At 71.7% G+C, this 17928-nt stretch carries 15 protein-coding genes, 1 tRNA gene and 1 pseudogene; 8 read left to right on the top strand and 9 right to left on the bottom strand.

Annotated features, from left to right (window positions below; translation table 11 throughout):
- Positions 1 to 52: 52 nt before the first annotated feature.
- Positions 53 to 1144, top strand: a pseudogene (locus QQM67_RS09565) (PAC2 family protein); the annotation flags it as partial.
- 583 nt (positions 1145 to 1727) lie between these two features.
- Here the strand turns inward: QQM67_RS09565 and mshC are convergent.
- From mshC to QQM67_RS09545, 4 genes are all read right to left on the bottom strand, one after another.
- Positions 1728 to 2957: a cysteine--1-D-myo-inosityl 2-amino-2-deoxy-alpha-D-glucopyranoside ligase gene (mshC, locus tag QQM67_RS09560; protein ID WP_314173247.1), complete on the bottom strand. Its 1230-nt coding sequence runs from the start codon at positions 2955 to 2957 to the stop codon at positions 1728 to 1730.
- Positions 2958 to 3100: 143 nt separating this feature from the next.
- Positions 3101 to 4120, bottom strand: coding sequence for an SCO1664 family protein (locus tag QQM67_RS09555; RefSeq protein WP_399065984.1), 1020 nt, complete (start codon positions 4118 to 4120; stop codon positions 3101 to 3103).
- Positions 4084 to 4674 (bottom strand): DUF3090 domain-containing protein, encoded by a 591-nt coding sequence (locus QQM67_RS09550; protein ID WP_314173245.1) that lies wholly within the window; start codon positions 4672 to 4674, stop codon positions 4084 to 4086. The genes QQM67_RS09555 and QQM67_RS09550 overlap by 37 nt, the downstream gene beginning before the upstream one ends.
- Before the next feature lie 67 nt (positions 4675 to 4741).
- The gene (locus QQM67_RS09545; protein WP_314173244.1) at positions 4742 to 5470 is read right to left on the bottom strand and encodes a histidine phosphatase family protein; all 729 of its coding nucleotides are present in this window, start codon (positions 5468 to 5470) and stop codon (positions 4742 to 4744) included.
- 55 nt (positions 5471 to 5525) lie between these two features.
- Between QQM67_RS09545 and corA the strand changes: the two genes are divergently transcribed.
- Positions 5526 to 6530, top strand: a complete 1005-nt coding sequence (gene corA, locus QQM67_RS09540; protein ID WP_314173749.1) for a magnesium/cobalt transporter CorA — start codon at positions 5526 to 5528, stop codon at positions 6528 to 6530.
- 137 nt (positions 6531 to 6667) lie between these two features.
- Here corA and QQM67_RS09535 read toward each other — a convergent pair whose 3' ends face one another.
- Positions 6668 to 7732 (bottom strand): LLM class F420-dependent oxidoreductase, encoded by a 1065-nt coding sequence (locus QQM67_RS09535; protein ID WP_314173243.1) that lies wholly within the window; start codon positions 7730 to 7732, stop codon positions 6668 to 6670.
- 75 nt (positions 7733 to 7807) lie between these two features.
- Here QQM67_RS09535 and QQM67_RS09530 point away from each other — a divergent pair, with 75 nt between their 5' ends.
- Together QQM67_RS09530 and QQM67_RS09525 are read left to right on the top strand one after the other, a co-directional pair.
- Positions 7808 to 8794, top strand: a complete 987-nt coding sequence (locus tag QQM67_RS09530) for an aldo/keto reductase (RefSeq protein ID WP_314173242.1) — start codon at positions 7808 to 7810, stop codon at positions 8792 to 8794.
- A complete protein-coding gene (locus QQM67_RS09525; protein WP_314173241.1) occupies positions 8791 to 10914 on the top strand; it encodes a helix-hairpin-helix domain-containing protein in 2124 nt (707 codons plus the stop codon). Before QQM67_RS09530 ends, QQM67_RS09525 begins: the two co-directional genes overlap by 4 nt.
- A 148-nt stretch (positions 10915 to 11062) precedes the next feature.
- On the opposite strand, the gene QQM67_RS09520 is transcribed toward QQM67_RS09525, so the two are convergent.
- Positions 11063 to 11734, bottom strand: coding sequence for a hypothetical protein (locus QQM67_RS09520; RefSeq protein ID WP_314173240.1), 672 nt, complete (start codon positions 11732 to 11734; stop codon positions 11063 to 11065).
- A gap of 47 nt (positions 11735 to 11781) precedes the next feature.
- On the opposite strand from QQM67_RS09520, the gene QQM67_RS09515 reads away from it, so the two are divergent.
- On the top strand, positions 11782 to 11970 hold the full coding sequence (locus tag QQM67_RS09515) for a DUF5703 family protein (RefSeq protein ID WP_037976561.1): 189 nt from the start codon (positions 11782 to 11784) through the stop codon (positions 11968 to 11970).
- 109 nt (positions 11971 to 12079) lie between these two features.
- Here QQM67_RS09515 and QQM67_RS09510 read toward each other — a convergent pair whose 3' ends face one another.
- The 3 genes from QQM67_RS09510 to QQM67_RS09500 form a co-directional block, all read right to left on the bottom strand.
- Complete coding sequence (locus QQM67_RS09510; protein ID WP_314173239.1) at positions 12080 to 12799, bottom strand: chaplin; 720 nt, start codon at positions 12797 to 12799, stop codon at positions 12080 to 12082.
- Positions 12800 to 12970: 171 nt separating this feature from the next.
- Complete coding sequence (locus QQM67_RS09505; RefSeq protein WP_314173238.1) at positions 12971 to 13195, bottom strand: chaplin; 225 nt, start codon at positions 13193 to 13195, stop codon at positions 12971 to 12973.
- 186 nt (positions 13196 to 13381) lie between these two features.
- Positions 13382 to 14716, bottom strand: coding sequence for a M20/M25/M40 family metallo-hydrolase (locus tag QQM67_RS09500; protein ID WP_314173237.1), 1335 nt, complete (start codon positions 14714 to 14716; stop codon positions 13382 to 13384).
- Between the two features lie 155 nt (positions 14717 to 14871).
- Between QQM67_RS09500 and QQM67_RS09495 the strand changes: the two genes are divergently transcribed.
- The 3 genes from QQM67_RS09495 to QQM67_RS09480 all read left to right on the top strand — a co-directional run bounded on the left by QQM67_RS09495 (position 14872) and on the right by QQM67_RS09480 (position 17823).
- Positions 14872 to 14959, top strand: a tRNA-Leu gene (locus QQM67_RS09495).
- A gap of 492 nt (positions 14960 to 15451) precedes the next feature.
- Positions 15452 to 16057: a dihydrofolate reductase family protein gene (locus QQM67_RS09490; RefSeq protein ID WP_314173236.1), complete on the top strand. Its 606-nt coding sequence runs from the start codon at positions 15452 to 15454 to the stop codon at positions 16055 to 16057.
- A 683-nt stretch (positions 16058 to 16740) separates the two neighbouring features.
- Positions 16741 to 17823, top strand: a complete 1083-nt coding sequence (locus QQM67_RS09480) for a hypothetical protein (RefSeq protein ID WP_314173235.1) — start codon at positions 16741 to 16743, stop codon at positions 17821 to 17823.
- The last annotated feature ends 105 nt before the right edge of the window (positions 17824 to 17928 follow it).

The following is a 17928-nucleotide window of genomic DNA, read 5'->3' as shown; positions in this document are numbered from 1 at the left end:
CGGCAGCCGGGTGCGCGTCTTCGCACACCACCCGGCCGGAAGGAGGCGCTGGGTGATCGAGCTCGAGGGAGTTCCCGAGCTGGTCGACCCGGTCATGGTGGCCGCGTTCGAAGGCTGGAACGACGCCGGCGACGCCGCCTCCACCGCGGTCGGGCACATGGAGCGGGAGTGGAAGGGCGAGGTCTTCGCGGCGCTGGACGCGGAGGACTACTACGACTTCCAGGTCAACAGGCCGCAGGTGTGGCTGGACGCCGGTTCACGCAAGATCACATGGCCGACGACCCGCCTCGCTGTCGTACGCGTCGGCGACGCCGGCGGGAAGGGAAGGCCGCGCGATCTCGTGCTGGTCCGCGGCATCGAGCCGAGCATGCGCTGGCGCTCCTTCTGCAACGAGATCCTGGGATTCGCCCACGAGTTGGGCGTCGAGATGGTGGTCGTGCTGGGCGCGCTGCTCGGTGACACCCCGCACAGCAGGCCCGTCCCGGTCACCGGGGTGACGTCCGATCCGGACCTCGCCCGCACCATGAACCTGGAGGAGTCACGGTACGAGGGCCCCACGGGCATCGTCGGCATCCTCCAGGAGGCCTGCACCCACGCCGGCGTACCGGCGGTGAGTCTGTGGGCGTCCGTGCCGCACTACGTCTCGCAGCCACCGAACCCGAAGGCGACTCTCGCGCTGCTCAACCGCCTCGAGGATCTGCTGGAGCTGAACGTGCCCCTGGGCGAACTCCAGGAGGACGCGCGGGCCTGGCAGCTGGGGGTGGACCAGCTGGCCGCGGAGGACAGCGAGGTCGCCGAGTACGTGCAGTCTCTGGAGGAGGCGCGGGACACGGCCGAGCTGCCGGAGGCCTCGGGAGAGGCCATCGCGAAGGAGTTCGAGCGGTATCTGCGGCGCCGCGACGGCGGGCCGGGTTCCGCGGGAAGCGGCGCTCCGGGCGGCAACGCGCGGGAATCGGGGCCGGGTTCGTCCCCGGGCTTCGGCGGTGACGCTCAGCGGCGCGGCACCGGCGGGCGGCGCTCCCGTCCGTCGAAGCCGTCGGCGAAGGAGGACGGCGACGACGGCGCGGACGAGGGCGAGAAGGCCAAGCCCGGCGGGCAGACCGGCGACGGCGGCGAAGAAGAAAAGGACAAGGACGGCAAGGACGCGACGGACGGCGGCGACGCCAAGCCTGCGAAGCCCGCCAAACCCACGAAGGCCGCCAAACCCAAGCGGCCCGCGAAAAAGCCCGCCAAGCGCAGCGGCACCACCGGAAGCGGCAAGAGCGGAAGCAAGACCACGAAGAGTCCCCGGAGCACCGGCCGCGGCAGCCGCGGCGGCAAGTCCGCGGAAGAGGGCGGCAAGTCCGCGGAGGACGGCGGCGAGAACGCGGACAAGAGCGGCGACGCCAAGCCCGGGAAGGCCGCCGACGAAGAGCAGGGCAAGCAGGACGGGAAGGGCCGCCGGGGCGGCGACGGCGCGGCGGACGGCGAACAGGGCACGGACTCGGGAAAGGGCGACGCCGGAAAGGGCAAGCGCTCCGACGAGGAGTGAGCGCCGTAGACACCGGACGCACCACACACGAGGGACGCCCCGCGCACGATCGGCGGGGCGTCCCTCGCGTTGGTAGGGGGAGAAGTGCCGTGGTGTACGGGGAAGTTGGCGAACCGTCCGCCCGCTCCGGCCCCGGCTCCCGGCAGCCCGCGACGGCGAGCCGCGAGGCGCGCGGCCCGAAGCGCGAGCGCGGACGCTACAGCGCGACCCCCAACAGCGCGTCCACCGCACGCGACACCGTGCCGGGCGCGCCCTCGTCCGTACCGCCGCCCGCCTCCTGCGCCGCCGCCCAGCGGTCGACGGCGGCCAGCGCCGCGGGCGAGTTCAGATCGTCGGCGAGTGCCGCGCGGATCTCCTCGACGACGGCGTCTGCCGGCGGCCCGTCGGGCCGTGAGACGGCCGCGCGCCACCGCGCGAGCCGGGCCTGGGCCTCCTCCAGGAGAGCGGGCGTGTACTCCCAGTCCGACCGGTAGTGCTCGGCGAGCAGCGTGAGCCGGATCGCGGCCGGATCGACGCCCTCGCGCCGCAGCTGCGAGACGAAGACCAGATTGCCCTTCGACTTCGACATCTTCTCGCCGTCGAGGCCGACCATCCCGGCGTGGACGTAGGTCTGCGCGAAGGGGTATTCACCGGTGAGCGCCTGCGCGTGCGAGGCGCCCATCTCGTGGTGGGGGAAGGCGAGATCGGAGCCGCCGCCCTGGACGTCGAAGCCCATGCCGAGGTGCTCCAGGGCGATGGCGACGCACTCGATGTGCCAGCCGGGGCGGCCGGGCCCGAGCGACGCACCGTCCCATTGCGGCTCCCCCTCGCGGGCCGCGCGCCACAGCATCGGGTCGAGCGGGCTCTTCTTGCCCGGCCGGTCGGGGTCGCCGCCGCGCTCCGCGGACAGGATCCGCATGGTCTCCGCGTCGAGGTGCGCGACCTCCCCGAAGTGAGTGTCGGCGTCGACGGAGAAGTAGACGTCCCCGTCCAGTTCGTACGCGGCGCCCTGGTCCCGCAGCCGCTCCACGAGCGGCACGATGCGCGGGATCGACTCGACCGCACCGACGAACTGCCGTGGCGGCAGCATCCGCAGGGCCGTCATGTCCTCACGGAAGAGCGACGTCTCCCGCTCCGCGAGCGCCGCCCACTCGTCGCCCGTGGCCTCGGCCCGCTCCAGCAGAGGGTCGTCGATGTCGGTGACGTTCTGTATGTAGTGAACCTGCCGCTTGGTGTCGAGCCACACGCGCTGCACGAGGTCGAAGGCGTTGTAGGTCGCCGCGTGCCCCAGGTGCGTGGCGTCGTACGGGGTGATCCCGCAGACGTATATGCGGGCGACGGGGCCCGGGGCCAGGGTGACGCGGGACCCCGTCGCGGTGTCGTGGATCTCCAGGTCGCGACCCTGGCCAGGCAGGGTGGGGACCTCGGAAGCGGGCCAGGCATGCATTCCTTGAGCCTAACCCGGACGGGAGTTCGGCATCCTGACGGGACGGCCGCCCTCCGTACCGCTCCTGCGTAAATGGCCGGATTCGCGGTCTTGACCACGTACGCCGGCGTGCGTACGCGCTCACGCGGGCGGGAGCCGCCGGATCACACGGGGGGCCACGGGATCGCCGGCCAGTCGCCGCTGGGCAGCGGGTGGCGGCCGGAGCTGATCAGCCCGTCGACCCGCTTGCGCAGGGCCTCGAGTTCGGCCGTGGTGATCAGTTCGGAGAGCCGGGCGGCGAGCGGGGCTCCCTCGGCGAGAGCCGAGGCCAGCCCGCGCAGCGTGGCCGTCGCCTCCGCGGTCAGTTCCTCGCCCGCCCAGCCCCACAGCAGGGTGCGCAGCTTGTCGTCGACGTGGAAGCTCACGCCGTGGTCGATGGCGTACAGCGCGCCCGTGGGGAGGGTCAGCAGATGACCGCCCTTGCGGTCGCCGTTGTTGATGACCGCGTCGACGACGGCCAGCCGGCGCAGCCGCGGGTCGTCGGCGTGCACGAGCAGCGCGGGGCGCGCGCTGCCGGTGTCCACGTGCCCGACGGGCTTCCAGCCCTCCCCCGGTTCGTCGCCCTCTACGATGGCGAGCAGCTCCGCGCCGTCACCGGCCTCGTCGCCCGCACTCCCATGGGTGCCGCCGCCGTCCTCGTCCCCGTCCGCAGCCTCCGCCACTTCCTCGTCGAAGGCCCCGTCCAGGTCCTGGTCCAGGTCCTCGTCCGACGGCGCGGTCCCCGGCACGGGCCCCACCCACGCCTGGCACATGCCCTCGCCGTACGGCCCGTCCCGCAGCACCGTCGCCGGAATCAGGTCCCAGCCCGTGGCGCGCGAGATCTCGTACGCCGCCACCTCGCGCTGCGCGAGCGTGCCGTCGGGGAAGTCCCACAGCGGCCGCTCGCCCGCCACCGGCTTGTACACGCACGGCACCCGCCGCCCCTCGTGCTCGACCTCGCCGAAGAGCACGGCGTTGGAGGCCTGCCGGATCTGCCCCAGCACGGTCAGCGTCCCCAGCGCGAGGCGGGTGCGCGTCTCCTCGGCCGCGGGCGAGGCGGCCGGCGGCTCCTTGTGCGACGGCTGACGGCCGCAGTCGGCTGCCGTGTTCATTCGCCCCGCCGGTATCCGTTCTGACGCGGGCACACATGCCCTTCCGGGTCGAGCGGGAGGCTGCACAGCGGGCACGGGGGCCGACCCGCGTTGACGACTTCGAGCGCGCGCTTGGCGAAGGCGCGTGCCATCGTCCCGTCCAGCCGCACCCGGAGCATGGGCGGCCCGTTCTCGTCGTCCTGGAGCAGCCGCTCCTCGGCGTCGGCGAGGTCCTCGTCGGAGTCGGCCTCCAGTTCGACGACGGCCTGCGCCTCGACGACCATCCGCTCGCCGTCGCCGTCCCAGGCCAGCGCCATGGTGCCGACGCGGAACTCCTCCTCGACGGGGGTCTCCAGGGGCTCCGTGTCGTCGAGTTCGGTGGGTGCGACGGCCGGTACGGGAGCGTTGCCGCCGGACCGCCGCACGACCTCGTCGAGCAGTTCGTCGATCCGCTCGGCCAGTGCCTCCACCTGTGCCTTCTCCAGGGCGACGCTGGTGGTGCGGCCCGAGGCCGACGCCTGGAGATAGAAGGTGCGCCGTCCTGGCAGCCCCACCGTACCGGCGATGAATCGGTCCGGCGGGTCGTAGAGGAACACCTGACGGGACACGTCCTGCTCCGTTGTCGTCGACGTCTAATCGGTCTAAGGCACCCTACTGCCGCGCCGATCTTCCTGCTTAGGCTCCGCCCCCCACAGTGGCGTCGCTGCCCGGCTGCCGGCTGCCCTCCGAGTCCCGCTCGCCTTCCTCGCCTTCGTCGCCGGGCGACGGCTCGGGCGGTACGAGGGAGTCCAGTTCGCCGGTCTCGCCCAGCCGCAGCAGGAAGGGCCGCAGCGGCGTGTAGCGGACGGCCGTGAGCGAGCACGGCCCGACGGCGATCCTCTGGAAGAGGTCGAGATGCATGCCGAGGGCGTCGGCGACCACCGCTTTGATGATGTCCCCGTGCGAGCACATCGCATAGAGCGCGTCCGCGCCGTGCTCGGCCTCGACGCGTACGTTCCACTCCCGTACGGCCTCGACCGCGCGCGACTGCATCGCCCGCATCGACTCCCCGCCGGGGAAGGCGGCCGCCGAGGGGTGCTGCTGAACCGTCGTCATCAGCGGCTCCTCGGCGAGCTCGGCCAGCTTGCGGCCGCTCCAGTCGCCGTAGTCGCACTCGGCGATGCGCTCCTCGGTGTGCAGCGGCAGACCGGGACGGGCCTCGGTCAGCGGTTCCACGGTCTCGCGGCAGCGCTGCAAGGGACTGCTGACCACGGCGGCCAGGGGCAGGGCGCTCAGCCGCCCGGGAAGGGCCGCGGCCTGGGTACGGCCGTGCTCGTCCAGGGCCACTCCGGGCATGCGGCCCGCGAGCAGTCCGTCTGTGTTGGCGGTGGAACGGCCGTGCCGTACCAGGATGAGCGTGGGCATGCCTGCCAGCGTAGGCGAGCGCTCCGCGGCGTTCGCCGGTGGTCGCACGGGCGCCATGAGGGCACAATGGCCACTCGTGATCGTGGACTGCGCCATCTACCGGGACGGACGCCGCATGGAGCGGCCGTCCGACTACTCCGACGCCCTCGACGAGGCCAGGGAGACGGGCGACGCCTTCCTGTGGATCGGCCTGTACGAGCCCACGGAGGCCGAATTCGCCCATGTGACGAGCGAGTTCGGGCTGCACCCGCTCGCCGTCGAGGACGCGCTCCACGCACACCAGCGCCCGAAGCTGGAGGTCTACGAGGACTCCCTCTTCCTGGTGCTCAAGCCCGTCTCGTACGACCAGTCCACGGCGACCGTCTCCGCGGGCGAGCTGATGCTCTTCGTCGGCGACTCCTTCGTGGTGACGGTGCGCCACGGGGACGCCAACCCGCTCGGCACGGTGCGCGAGCGGCTGGAGCAGGACCCGGAGGTCCTGCGGCACGGGCCGACGGCCGTGATGTACGCGGTCAGCGACGCCATCGTGGACAAGTACACGGAGGTCGCCGCCGACCTCCAAGTCAGCCTCGACGGGCTGGAGGAGGACGTCTTCTCACCCGAGGCACCGGTCGCGCGCGACACCGCCGGGCGCATCTACACCTTCAAGCGGCAGGTCCTGGGATTCCGGCGGGCGACGGGCCCGCTCACGGAGCCGCTGGAGCGGCTGACGCACGGGGGTCTGCCGTTCCTCCACGAGGACGCGCGCCCCTTCTTCCGCGACGTGGGCGATCACCTGCTCCGCGTCAACGAACAGGTCGACGGCCTGGACCGGCTGCTGTCCGACATCCTCTCCGCCAACCTCGCGCAGATGAGCGTCCGGCAGAACGACAACATGCGGAAGATCTCCGCCTGGGCCGCCATGTTCGCGATCCCGACCGCCATCGCGGGCATCTACGGCATGAACTTCGAGCACATGCCGGAGCTGCACTGGGTGTGGGCGTATCCGGCGGTGCTGTTCATCATCGCGACGGCATGTCTGGTGCTCTTCCGCGTCTTCAAGCGCCGCGGCTGGATGTGAGCGCCCGTACGCGCCCGGCCCGTCGTGCGTTTCGATGCGTAACCCTTGCGCGTGCCGCGCGTTGAGCTGCGTGACGGCCGTGGCGGGGAAGACCCCCGAGCCCCCTCCACGGCCGCAGTCATGCCTCCGGCCGGGCGCTACGACGCGGCCCCGGCCCGCTCCAGAGCCTCAACTCCCGCCCGCAGTCCGGCGATGCGCTCGTCCAGCGTGAAGCCGGAGGGCGCGAGCGAGAGCGTGGTCACTCCGGCCTCGGCGTAGGCGCGCATCCGCTCGGCGATGCGGTCGACGGGGCCGAGGAGGGTGGTGGAGTCGATGAGTTCGTGCGGCACGGCGGCCGCCGCGCCGTCCTTGTCCCCCGCCAGGTACTTGTCCTGGATCTCGGCGGCCTCCTTCTCGTAACCCATGCGCTGTGCCAGCCGGTTGTAGAAGTTCTGCTTCCGGCTGCCCATGCCGCCGACGTACAGCGCCGTGTACGGGCGGAACTGGTCGGCCAGCGCGGGGATGTCCTCACCGACCGCGAGCGGCACCGTCGGGCAGACGTCGAAGCCCCCGAGCCCGCCGCCCTCGCCCTTGCCGGCCTTCTCGCGTCCCGCTCGCAGATGCCGCAGCGTGGTCTCCTCGGCGTGCTCGGGCGAGAAGAAGATCAGCAGGGCGCCGTCGGCGATCTCGCCTGTCTGCTCAAGGTTCTTGGGGCCGATCGCCGCGATGTAGAGCGGGATCTCCTCGCGCACGGGGTGCACGGTGAGCTTGATGGGCTTGCCCGGTCCGTCCGGCAGCGGCAGCGTCCAGTGCTCCCCCTGGTGGCTGAGGCGCTCGCGCGACATGGCCTTGCGGATGATCTCGACGTACTCGCGGGTGCGGGAGAGCGGCTTGTCGAACTTCACCCCGTACCAGCCCTCGGAGACCTGCGGGCCCGAGACGCCCAGGCCCAGCCGGAAGCGCCCGCCGGAGAGCGAGTCGAGCGTGGCGGCCGTCATGGCCGTCATCGCGGGAGTACGGGCGGGGATCTGGAAGATGCCCGAACCGACGTCGATGCGCTCCGTCTGCGCGGCCACCCAGGACAGGACGGTGGGAGCGTCGGAGCCGTATGCCTCGGCGGCCCAGCAGACCGAGTAGCCGAGCCGGTCGGCCTCCTTGGCGACGGCGAGGTTGTCCGCGTCCATCCCCGCGCCCCAGTAGCCGAGGTTGATACCGAGCCGCATACCGGCCCCCTTACTGATCAGTAACGTCACTGTCCCGGGGACTCTAGCGTGCGCTCGCAAGTAACCTCAACGCCCATGGAGGCAAGGCACCTCGGCCGTACCGGCCTGCGCGTATCCCGTATCGGCCTCGGAACCCTCACATGGGCCCGGGACACCGGCGAGCGGGACGCCGCCGACCAGCTCAAGACGTTCTGGGAAGCGGGCGGGACGCTGGTCGACACCGCCGACGTGTACGGGGACGGCGGCGCCGAGTACCTGCTTGGGAGGCTACTGGAGGGGCTCGTGCCCCGCCGGGACCTGGTGATCGCCACCAAGGCCGGAAGCGTGCCGGACCCCGACCGGCGCTTCGACTGCTCGCGGGGCCATCTCCTCGCGGCGCTCGACGCCTCCCTGGAGCGGCTGCGCACCGACTACGTGGACCTGTGGCAGGTGCACGCCTTCGACCCCCAGACGCCGCTGGACGAGACGTTGCAGGCCCTGGACATCGCCGTCAGCACCGGCCGGGCGCGCTACGTGGGCATCTCCAACTTCAGCGGCTGGCAGCTCGCCAAGGCGGCCACCTGGCAGCTCGCGGCCCCCGGTACGCGCACCCGGCTGGCGTCCACACAGATGGAGTACTCACTGCTCCAGCGCGGAGTCGAGCGTGAACTGCTGCCCGCCGCCGTCGACTTGGGGCTCGGGCTGCTGCCCTCGTCGCCGCTCGGGCGCGGTGTGCTCACCGGGAAGTACCGCCGGGCGGAGCCGCCGCCGGACTCGCGTGGCGCCTCCGAGCATCTGGCGCCCTTCGTCGCCCCGTACCTCGACGAGACGGCGGGCCTCATCGTCGACGCCGTCTCCACCGCCGCCGACGGGCTCGCCGTCTCGCCGCTGCAAGTGGCCCTGGCCTGGGTGCGGGACCGGCCGGGGGTCACCGCGCCGATCATCGGTTCCCGTACGTCCGCGCAGCTCACCGAGGCGCTGTCAGTGGAGGCCCTTAGTCTTCCCGACGAGATCTGCCGCGCGCTCGACGACGTCTCGGCGCCGGTGCACCGCTACCCCGACCAGGACTGGAGCGAGCTGTGACGGACGACAAGGCAGCCCAACTCCTCGCGGCGGTAAGGGCGGTGGAGAGCGGGGAGCGTTCCGCCGCGTCGTTCTTCACCGAGTCCGCCCAGCAGGCCGCGCCCCGGCCGCAACGGCCCGCGCCGCCGCCGGGCCCGCAGGGACGCGGCCCGGCGCCCGGCGGCGGAGGCGCCGCCTCGGAGCGCGGCCCCGTCACCGTCCCGGAGGAGCTGCGCCAGGTGCTCGCCGAGGGAGGCGCACCGGAGACGCTGGCCGCGCGGGCCGCGGAGACGCTCGGCGAGCAGGCCGCCCCGCTGCTGCGCTCCGACCCGTGGCAGCTCCTCGCGGTTCCGGGCGTACGGCCCGAGCAGGCGGACGGCTTCGCCCGCACGCTGCTCGGCGAGGAGAGCGGCCCGGGCGACGAGCGGCGCGCCCAGGCGCTCGTGGTGTGGCTGCTGGAGCGCGCCGCGCTGGCCGGGCACACGGCGCTGGAGCCGGCCGAGCTGTCCAAGGGCCTGTCCCAGTACGCGGTTCCGGAGCCCGACGAGGCGGTCCGTACGGCGATCGACGCCGGAGCGGTCCTCGTCTTCGAGGACGCGCTCGACACCATGCCGGGCGGCGGTCTCCCGCCTGGCGGGGCGGCCGAGCGAGGGGAAGAGGACGAAGAGCGGCCCGTGCGGCTGCTGGCGGGGCTGGAGCGCTATGCGATGGCGGAGGAGAGCCTCGCGGACGGGCTGGCGCGGCTGATCAGCACCGGCGCCTCCACCGGCGCCTCGCAGGGCGCCCCGGCCGGGGAACAGCACGACGACGTGCGCGGGGCGACCCCCGAGGAGTGGGAGGCCGCCGCGGCCTCGGCGCCGTCGCCCTCGGCGGCGGAGCTGATCCGTGCGGTCGCCGGCCACGGGCTGGTCGTGCACACGGGAGGCGAGGCGGCGCGGGCCGAGCCCGCCGCACTCCTGGCCGCCGCAGGGCAGTTGGGGCTGCGTGCCTGCGCCGCCGCGCACAGCAGCAGTGGGCGCGACCGGCTGGCGGCCCTCCTTCCGGGCCGCGAGGACGACGCCGCTGACGACAGCAGCGGTGACGGAACCGACGTCGGCACCGGCACCGGAGCCGCGCAGGCGCACCCTCCTGTCGTCACCGTCGCCGGGCTCCTCGACGGCCACGAGGGGCCGGGCCGCGGCGTGGGCGGAGTCTGGGAGCTCGACCTGCTGATCGTCTGCGACGCTCCGCAGCTCGACGCCGAGACGGCCGCCGCCCTCGTGGAGTCCCTGCCCGACGGTGCGCGCCTGGTGCTCAGCGGCGACCCGAACGTGCTCGGCTCGGCCGGTCCCGGCCAGGTGTTCGCGGACGTTCTCTCCTCCGGCGCCTGTCCGCGCCTCGCCTCGCGCACGCCCGACCCCGGGCCCCTCGGCGAGCTCGTCTCCGGCATCGGCGTCGGCGAGCTGAACCAGGTCGAGGCCCCCGGCAAGGAGGTCGTCATCGTCCCGGTCCGGGATGCCGGCGAGGCCGTGCACCGCACGGTCCAGCTCGTCGCCGACTCGGTCCCCAGGGCGATCGGCGTCCCCGCCGCCGACACACAGGTGATCACCACGGGCCACGGCGGGGCCGCGGGCACCCGGGTCCTGAACGCCGCCCTCAAGGAGCGGCTCCATCCCGGCCCCGGGCGCTTCGGCGGTTTCGACCCGGGCGACCGCGTCGTCCACTCACCGTCCCGTGGCCGTACGAGGGCGGCGGTGGTCGTCTCCGGCGAGGAGGACGGGCTGCGGCTGGAGTACGCCGGTCCGGCTGAGAGCGTCGTCGTCCCGCGGGATCACGTCGCGGACGAGGTCAGGCACGGCTGGGCCGTCACCGCGCATCAGGCCGCGGGCATGAGCTGGCCCGCCGTGGTGGCGGTGCTGCCGGGCGACGCGGCGCAGGCGCTCACTCGCGAGTGGGTCTACACGGCCTTCGGCCGGGGCGAGCGGCATCTCTCGGTCGTGCACGGCGCGGAGGACGCGCTTCCGAAGGCCGTCGCGTCGGTGACCTCCCCCGCCCGCACCACGCGGCTGGGCGCCCTGCTGGCACAGTCCGCCCGCGCGGCCGAGGCCGCGGCGTCCCCGCCGGAGAACCCGGCCGACGGCGGTCCGGAGGAGAGTCTGTAGGCCGGATTGCCGTAGCACGGGTCGCCGTCGTACGGACGGGACGGGTGGCGGCGCATCCGTAGCGGCGCCCGCACTCGCATCGGTGCGGAACCGTGCCTCGCGGCGGCGCCGGACCGCTGTCGGCCGGCACCCGCGGCGGCGCGAGCCGTCACTCCTCGTCGTCCAGCTCGACGTCCGCCTCGTCGAAGACCGAGCTGACGTCGAAGCGGCAGATCACCCTTTCGGGGTCGGCCTGCTCGAAGGGCGCCGTCAGCCACTCCCCCGGCTCGCTCGGCTCGTCGGCCGCCGCCACCCACAGCGTCGAGTCCCCCTCGTCGAGGCCGAACTCCTTGTGGCGGGTGGCGATTTCGTCGGCCTCGTACTCCCCGAAGAGGACGCCGAGCGCCGCGTGCACGCTGCTGCCCGCCGAGGCCGCAGCGGGGCTCTCCTCGTCCGCCGAGTCCGGGTCCAGGTCGGTGACGCGCTGGGCCTGCGCCAGCAGCCGCTGGGGCTCCACGACCGTGTAGTCCCGCCTGATCAGCACGCTCAGGGCGCTGGGCGTCTCGGGACCGGTGTAGGCGGGCATCGAGTCGCCCCCGGGGATCTCGAACGGAGTGACCTCGTCGTAGATCTCGTAGAGCAGCTCGTCGTAGGCCTCGCCGGCCGCGGCGAGTTCGTCGAAGGCGGCGTACACGGCCGTGTCGGAGGAGCCGTTCCCGTTGTCGTTCCCGGCGCCTTCCGCCCGGCGCTCGACCGCTTCGAGGTGCCGGTCCAGCGCGGCTTTCACCGCTTCGGCGGCGGCGCGTACGTCGGCAGCGGTGGGCTGCTCAGCATCAGACATAGTGCAGACGCTATCCGGATCGGTCCTCTGCCCGCACAATAGATGAGATGCCGGAATACGAATTTCGCGATGTGTACGTCCCTCGCGGGGTCTCCCGCAAGGCGGCGACCCGACTGCTGACCGACCATGCCGAGTACGGGCACTGGGAGTTGGCCCGCACGCGGCTCTACCCCGACGGCAGCCGCAGGGTCCGGCTGCGCCGCCGGATCATCCGCCAGCTGCACGCGACCTGGTGAGCCGCCTCCTCTCCGGAGGGGGCGTCGGGACAAGGCGGCGGAGCGGGCCCCACCCGTGTGGTGCCCGCTCCGCCGTCTTTCTTCCGGCTGTCCCGGCTCAGCGCCTCATTCAGCGCCGCGCGAGCCGCGAGGCCCGGCGGTAGAGGACGAAGCCGCCGATCAGCAGGCCCGCGCTCAGCGGCGCGGCGACGCCGATCATGTCGCCGGCGCCGGTGTGCGCCAGCTCGCCCGCGGCCGGCTCGGACTGGGTCCGCACGTCGGAGGCCGGCGCGACGTCCGAGTCGTCGGAACCGCCACCGGGGTTCTCCGAGCCCGGGTTGTCATCCCCCGGGTTGTCGGGGCACGAGTCGTCGCACGGGTTGTCCGGGTCCGGGTCGTCGGTACCGGGGTTGTCCGGGCCCGGGTTGTCCGGCTCGTCGCCCGGCGGCGTCGCCTCGGAGTCGCCGCAGCCCGACGCGCTGGTGTTCGTGCTCAGCGCGCTGATGCCGTTCCCGCACACGTTGACCGGGACGTTCACCGGCGCCTGGACCTGGTTCCCGGAGCCGATGCCCTCCGAGCCCCTGGCCGAGCCGCTCGTCCGCGCCGACCCGCTGTCGGCGCAGCTGCCCGACGACGAGTTGAGCGTGCCGAGGACGCTCACCGTGTTGCCGCACACGTTGACCGGGACGCTGACGGGTGCCTGGACGGCGTTGCCCGAAAGCACCCCGGACGAGTTCCCGGTGGCCGCGTGAGCCCCGGTGTCCGCGAACGCCGTACCTCCCGAGAACGTGGCGAGCACGCCGCCCGCCGCGGCCACGGTGATCAGGCCTTTTCTTGTGACCTGTCGCATGGTTCTGATTCCCCTGCCTTGCTTTCTGCCAGTGGGTGTTACAAGGACACACAAAGGGGAGTGGATTCGTGAATTCGCGCATCCGCCCCCAGGAAGGCCGGACGGCACGAGGCCGCGTCAACACGCGCCAGACCGCCCGGACTTCACTTCCTCATGCGTTGAGGGATGACCTCAGTTGCCGGTGCAGCGGGCCAGGTTCAGGTCCCCGAGTACGGCTACTGTGTTGCCGCACACGTTCACGGGGACATTGACCGGGGCCTGAACGACGTTCCCCGAGGCCACGCCGGAAGACTGCCCGGCGGTCCCCTGGAGCCCCTGGTCGGCGGCGGCGATGCCCGCACCAGCGAGCACCAGACCACCGGTGGCGGCCGCGACAGCGGCGACCTTCTTGATCATGAATTCCTCCTCGTTGGCATGCAGTTCAAACCACGAACCGCATCACCTGTAACGAAGATGGAGGAATCCGGGTACGAGCCGATGCGGGCATTCACCCTTTCCGGGCGCCTGCGCACAGGAGCACGAATTTGGCGTCCGTACGATTCCCGCCACCGGTGGGCAGGAGTCAGCCAACTACCGGCAGAATCAGCACTGATCGAGGAAACGGTCGAGCACGCGTACGCCGAACTTCAGTCCGTCCACCGGGACTCGCTCGTCGACTCCGTGGAACATCCCAGCGAAGTCCAGCTCCGGCGGAAGCTTCAGCGGCGCGAACCCGAAGCAGCGGATGCCCAGATCGTCGAAGGACTTGGCGTCCGTGCCGCCGGAGAGCATGTACGGCACCGCGCGTGCGGCCGGGTCCTCGGCCTTCAGCGAAGCCTGCATCGCATCCACCAGCGCGCCGTCGAAGCTCGTCTCCAGCGCCTTGTCGGCGTGCACGTCCTCGCGCTGCACGCGCGGCCCGAGCACCCGGTCCAGGTCGGCGATGAACTCCTCCTCGTGGCCGGGCAGGAAGCGGCCGTCGACGTGCGCGGTGGCCTGGCCGGGGATGACGTTGACCTTGTACCCGGCGCCGAGCTGGGTCGGCGCCGCGGTGTTCTGGAGCGTCGCGCCGATGATCTTCGCGATGCCGCCGAGCTTGGCAAGAGTCTCCTCCATGTCCTCGGGGTCGAGCTCGGTGCCGAGGGCGTCGGAGAGCTCGTCGAGGAAGGAGCGGACGGTCTTGGTCACGCGCACCGGGAACTTGTGCCGCCCCAACCGCCCCACGGCTTCGCACAGTTCGGTGATGGCGTTGTCGGTGTTGGTCATCGACCCGTGCCCGGCGGTGCCGTCGACCGTGAGCCGCATCCAGTGCATGCCCTTCTGGGCCGTCTCCACCAGATACAGGCGCAGGTCGTCGTTGACCGTGAAGGAGAAGCCGCCGACCTCGCCGATGGCCTCCGTCACGCCGTCGAAGAGGTCGCGGTGGTTGTCGACCAGGTGCCGCGCCCCGTAGACGCCGCCCGCCTCCTCGTCGGCGAGGAAGGCCAGCACCACGTCCCGCGGGGGGCGGCGTCCGCTGCGCAGCCGCTCCCGTACGACGGCGAGGGTCATCGCGTCCATGTCCTTCATGTCGACGGCGCCGCGCCCCCAGACGCAGCCGTCCGCGACCTCGCCGGAGAAGGGGTCGTGCGTCCAGTCCGCGGCGTTGGCGGGCACGACGTCCGTGTGCCCGTGGATCAGCAGGGCGGGACGGGACGGGTCCTCCCCCGCGATGCGGGCGACGGTCGAGGCGCGGCCGGGCCGGGACTCGAAGATCTCCGGCTCCAGTCCCACCTCGGCGAGCTTCTCGGCCACGTACTCCGCGGCGGCCCGCTCCCCCGGGCCCTCGTTGCCGCCGTAGTTGCTCGTGTCGATGCGGATGAGGTCACGGCACAGCTCGACGACCTCACTCTCGGCGCTCGCTCCGCCACCGGTCGGTGCAGGGGTCGACTGGTTCACGCTGCCTCCTCGTATCGCCGCGGGGATCAGTCCCCCATACTCCCCCTTACGCGGCGCCCGCCCAAGGGCGGACGGGTCGGAGGCGGGTGATCTGGAGGCCCTCGGCCAGTGTTAAAGTTGGCTCTGCCGCACGCCGATGACGGGCGGTACACCTTGTCGGGGTGGCGGAATGGCAGACGCGCTAGCTTGAGGTGCTAGTGCCCTTTACAGGGCGTGGGGGTTCAAGTCCCCCTCCCGACACCAGAGCCCCTGGTGGACCAGGGGCTTCTATTCTTTCTCCCTGTCGCGTGACCAACCGCGTGACCAACAGGGATGATCTTGCTCAGGTCAGACCCGAGAGCCGCCCTCAGGCCGCAGCTCGAAGGACGCTCGACTCGGGACGGCAGACGACCACGAAGGCGAGCATTTGGCAGCGCGCTGAGCACAGCGTCGCGCGCAACGGGATGCCCAGGTGCGTCGCCGGCCCCCGCCTCTCGGGGATTTGGGCACTGCCGGGTGGCCCGATGAGAACCGCGAGCATGATCGTGAGGTTCGCGCCTGACAGGCTGTCAATTTGCCTAATGTGAACGGGCTGTTGACGTGCTCGGCCATGCATCGAAAGTTGGCGGCCTCCCACTCCTCGGACGAGACGATCGGCTGCAGCGTCATGGGCTTCCTCGTCACCCCACAGCGCGGCCGATGAGTTTGTGGCTCCTAGCCGGTCCAAGCTCGTGACACCCGAGGAAGGACACCGCCATGTCAGAGCTTCTCGTCGACTTCATCACCTCCCTCGACGGCAACGCATCGGGAGAGGGCTGGCCCGGGTTCTGGGGCCTCGAGGGCCCGGAGTACCTCGCATGGCTCGGCGAGCAGCCGGAGGTCACCTACCTCATGGGAGCGAACACCTACCGCCTTATGTCAGGCTTCGCCGCCGGCCAGGTCCCGGATGGCCAAGACGAGTTCAGGGCCGAGGAAGAGGCGTCCGTCGACGAGCTCACGCAAGCGTCCAAGGTGGTGTTCTCCTCCTCGCTCAAGGAGCCACTGACGTGGGCCAACTCCACGCTCGTCCGCGACGACGCTGTCGAGACGGTCCGCGCCATGAAGGAGAACGGCTCGGGGCTCCTCAGCACGATCGGCAGCCTCAGCCTGTGCCGGTCCCTGCTACGGGCCGGACTCGTCGACCGCTTCCGGGTCGGGATGTTCCCGGTGATCACCGGGGCCACGGGCGCAGAACGCATCTACGACGGCTACCCGGACGTCGCCCTCGAGATGATCGAGCACCGGACCTTCGACGGCCGCATCCAGCTCGTCGAGTACAAGCCACGCGTGCTCGAACACCCGCCGCTCGGCGCCCCAGAGTGACACCGCTGATCGCCACCTGGGTGGCCCGCAGGGCGGAGTACCGCGGAGGCCTCGGTGATCAGCCCGGCGCCGCCGGTCGCGCGGGTGGCCAGGTAAGCGAAGTGCCATCGGTCGGCACACCCGCGAGCTCTCCCTGAGGCCGGGCGCTGGCACGCATCATTGGCGCCGATGTCACCGTGACACCGTTCTGGCCCCGATGGACGGCCTCCGGGGGAGCAATCTGGCAGTCACCGTCTGGACCGTGAAGTTCGACGCAGGCCACCCGCCCTGCCTCCGAGCAGACCTGAGGATGGCCGGCAGGTCACCCGGAGCGGACGCACCGGCTCGAGAAATCCGGGTGACGCAGGAAGATACGTGCTACAGCTCCTCATGTTGCTCAAACCGGCCAATGTAGCTAGGTCCGGGCAAGCAACGCTTTTCAGCGGTACGGGACTCGGGAATCCGGGAGTCCGGATCGCCGCTGCGTCCTCGGGATCGGAGCGAGACGAGACGTGAGACGGCACGGCGTTGGGGAGTCGAGAGGGTCCACGGCCCGAAGCGGTACGTCCAGTCCGGCTTCGGTGGTCACTGGCAAACGTGCCCCGGGGTACGTCGGGACGCCGCCGCTTCCAGATCGCCCCCCGGTCAGCAAACCGGCCCCGGGTATGGGAACGCCGGCCCCCGCTCCCTGGCGGGGGCAGCCCGTGATCGGCCTGGCGGGGCTGGCCTTCCTCCTGCCATTGTTCTTCTTGCTGGCCTTCGGTGCCGGTGGACCGGTGACATCGCTCAAGGTATTGGCTCCGCTCACCACCTTCGCTCTCCCCGTCATCGCGACCATCGCGTTCTGGTGGGAGGACTGGCCCGGCAGCACACTGCGTGCGGGCTGGTCGGGGCTGACGGACACGCTGATCGCCATCCCCGCAGCGGTCGTACTCACTCTTCTCGGCCAGGCCGTCGTCGCCGGATCCGACGCACACGCATTGTTCGACCCGGACCCGGGCTCCGGGCACGTTGAGACCTTCCCCCACACCCTGCCCGTCGCTGCCGGAGTGTTCGCGGCCATCCTCCAAGTGACGCTGGTGTGCGAAGGCTGGCCCTTCCGCCGACTCGGGCGCCTCACCTCGGGTATCGCTGCGTTCGTGGTGGCCTGGGGCATCGGGGCAGGCACCTACCTGCTCGTGGTGCACCTCGACACGAAGGCGGAGGACGGCCTCCGTGATCCCGGGGGCCCCGTTTCGTCCGACGTCTACGGGTCATGGCTCACCGCGTTGGGCGCATGGCAGTTGGTGTTCTTCGTGGCGCTGCGCGGATGGCCTTTCACGGCCGTGGAGCGCAGGGCCGTCCGCCTTTCGGTGGCCAATGTGGCCGTGATCGCCTGTGCTTGGGCCTCCTACCTGCTGCTGCGTCATGCTCTGGACATGCCGGTGGGGCAGGTGACCGCGGCCTGCGGCTGCGGCGTCGCAGCCCTCTTGCTCGTGGCGATGCTTTTCGACCGCTGGCCGTGGACGCAGCTGAGCCCGCCAGCCGGCCGCACCGGCGTGGTGATCACCTCGATCGCCGTGGCGGGACTGTTGTACTGGGCCCTGTACTCCTATGCGGACACGGTCGAGTGGGGACGTGTGCGCCCTGATGGCTGGGTGTCCTACACCGCCCTCAACGCCATCGGCTTGGGGGTCATCTTGCACGTGGCCATCTGGAAGCGCTGGCCGGTGGTACTCCGGTCGAGTTCAGGACCGCACGAGGGCGATGGCCCTGGCTACCGCTCCGGACCGGACGCCCACGGCTGACTTCGGACGGCAGCGCTGGCCGACCGGTCGAGCACCCGCCCACACATCGCCGCGGAAGCCGCACTCCTGTCAGGACTACGGGCCGGTTACCAACCTGGATCCCCG

The organism is Streptomyces winkii (genome assembly GCF_032248595.1).
Classification (GTDB): domain Bacteria; phylum Actinomycetota; class Actinomycetes; order Streptomycetales; family Streptomycetaceae; genus Streptomyces; species Streptomyces winkii.
Note: the sequence above shows the minus strand (reverse complement) of the source record. Positions and strands in the feature narration are given on the sequence as shown.